Consider the following 2,500-nt stretch of genomic DNA (forward strand, 5'->3'; position numbering starts at 1 on the left):
TAGCCGACCTGAGAGGGTGATCGGCCACACTGGGACTGAGACACGGCCCAGACTCCTACGGGAGGCAGCAGTAGGGAATCTTCCGCAATGGACGAAAGTCTGACGGAGCAACGCCGCGTGAGTGATGAAGGCTTTCGGGTCGTAAAACTCTGTTGTTAGGGAAGAACAAGTGCTAGTTGAATAAGCTGGCACCTTGACGGTACCTAACCAGAAAGCCACGGCTAACTACGTGCCAGCAGCCGCGGTAATACGTAGGTGGCAAGCGTTATCCGGAATTATTGGGCGTAAAGCGCGCGCAGGTGGTTTCTTAAGTCTGATGTGAAAGCCCACGGCTCAACCGTGGAGGGTCATTGGAAACTGGGAGACTTGAGTGCAGAAGAGGAAAGTGGAATTCCATGTGTAGCGGTGAAATGCGTAGAGATATGGAGGAACACCAGTGGCGAAGGCGACTTTCTGGTCTGTAACTGACACTGAGGCGCGAAAGCGTGGGGAGCAAACAGGATTAGATACCCTGGTAGTCCACGCCGTAAACGATGAGTGCTAAGTGTTAGAGGGTTTCCGCCCTTTAGTGCTGAAGTTAACGCATTAAGCACTCCGCCTGGGGAGTACGGCCGCAAGGCTGAAACTCAAAGGAATTGACGGGGGCCCGCACAAGCGGTGGAGCATGTGGTTTAATTCGAAGCAACGCGAAGAACCTTACCAGGTCTTGACATCCTCTGAAAACCCTAGAGATAGGGCTTCTCCTTCGGGAGCAGAGTGACAGGTGGTGCATGGTTGTCGTCAGCTCGTGTCGTGAGATGTTGGGTTAAGTCCCGCAACGAGCGCAACCCTTGATCTTAGTTGCCATCATTAAGTTGGGCACTCTAAGGTGACTGCCGGTGACAAACCGGAGGAAGGTGGGGATGACGTCAAATCATCATGCCCCTTATGACCTGGGCTACACACGTGCTACAATGGACGGTACAAAGAGCTGCAAGACCGCGAGGTGGAGCTAATCTCATAAAACCGTTCTCAGTTCGGATTGTAGGCTGCAACTCGCCTACATGAAGCTGGAATCGCTAGTAATCGCGGATCAGCATGCCGCGGTGAATACGTTCCCGGGCCTTGTACACACCGCCCGTCACACCACGAGAGTTTGTAACACCCGAAGTCGGTGGGGTAACCTTTTTGGAGCCAGCCGCCTAAGGTGGGACAGATGATTGGGGTGAAGTCGTAACAAGGTAGCCGTATCGGAAGGTGCGGCTGGATCACCTCCTTTCTATGGAGAATTGATGAACGCTGTTCATCAATATAAGTTTCCGTGTTTCGTTTTGTTCAGTTTTGAGAGAACTATCTCTCATATATAAATGTATGTTCTTTGAAAACTAGATAACAGTGTAGCTCATATTTTTTAATTTTAGTTTGGTTAAGTTAGAAAGGGCGCACGGTGGATGCCTTGACACTAGGAGTCGATGAAGGACGGGACTAACGCCGATATGCTTCGGGGAGCTGTAAGTAAGCTTTGATCCGAAGATTTCCGAATGGGGAAACCCACTATACGTAATGGTATGGTATCCTTACCTGAATACATAGGGTATGGAAGACAGACCCAGGGAACTGAAACATCTAAGTACCTGGAGGAAGAGAAAGCAAATGCGATTTCCTGAGTAGCGGCGAGCGAAACGGAACATAGCCCAAACCAAGAGGCTTGCCTCTTGGGGTTGTAGGACATTCTATACGGAGTTACAAAGGAACGAGGTAGACGAAGCGACCTGGAAAGGTCCGTCGTAGAGGGTAACAACCCCGTAGTCGAAACTTCGTTCTCTCTTGAATGTATCCTGAGTACGGCGGAACACGTGAAATTCCGTCGGAATCTGGGAGGACCATCTCCCAAGGCTAAATACTCCCTAGTGATCGATAGTGAACCAGTACCGTGAGGGAAAGGTGAAAAGCACCCCGGAAGGGGAGTGAAAGAGATCCTGAAACCGTGTGCCTACAAATAGTCAGAGCCCGTTAATGGGTGATGGCGTGCCTTTTGTAGAATGAACCGGCGAGTTACGATCCCGTGCGAGGTTAAGCTGAAGAGGCGGAGCCGCAGCGAAAGCGAGTCTGAATAGGGCGTTTAGTACGTGGTCGTAGACCCGAAACCAGGTGATCTACCCATGTCCAGGGTGAAGTTCAGGTAACACTGAATGGAGGCCCGAACCCACGCACGTTGAAAAGTGCGGGGATGAGGTGTGGGTAGCGGAGAAATTCCAATCGAACCTGGAGATAGCTGGTTCTCCCCGAAATAGCTTTAGGGCTAGCCTTAAGTGTAAGAGTCTTGGAGGTAGAGCACTGATTGAACTAGGGGTCCTCATCGGATTACCGAATTCAGTCAAACTCCGAATGCCAATGACTTATCCTTAGGAGTCAGACTGCGAGTGATAAGATCCGTAGTCAAGAGGGAAACAGCCCAGATCGCCAGCTAAGGTCCCAAAGTGTGTATTAAGTGGAAAAGGATGTGGAGTTGCTTAGACAA

General features: G+C 50.7%; 2 rRNA genes (1 of these 2 cut by a window edge). Both read left to right on the plus strand.

From position 1 onward, the window contains the following. Positions 1-1,258: ribosomal RNA gene (locus tag DM806_RS19590) — 16S ribosomal RNA — on the plus strand; the annotation flags it as partial. 145 nt (positions 1,259-1,403) lie between these two features. Further along, positions 1,404-2,500 (plus strand): 23S ribosomal RNA (locus tag DM806_RS19595); its annotated part runs 1,602 nt beyond the window's last position; the annotation flags it as partial.

The sequence above is a fragment of the Sphingobium lactosutens genome, from assembly GCF_013393185.1.
Lineage (GTDB): Bacteria > Pseudomonadota > Alphaproteobacteria > Sphingomonadales > Sphingomonadaceae > Sphingobium > Sphingobium lactosutens_A.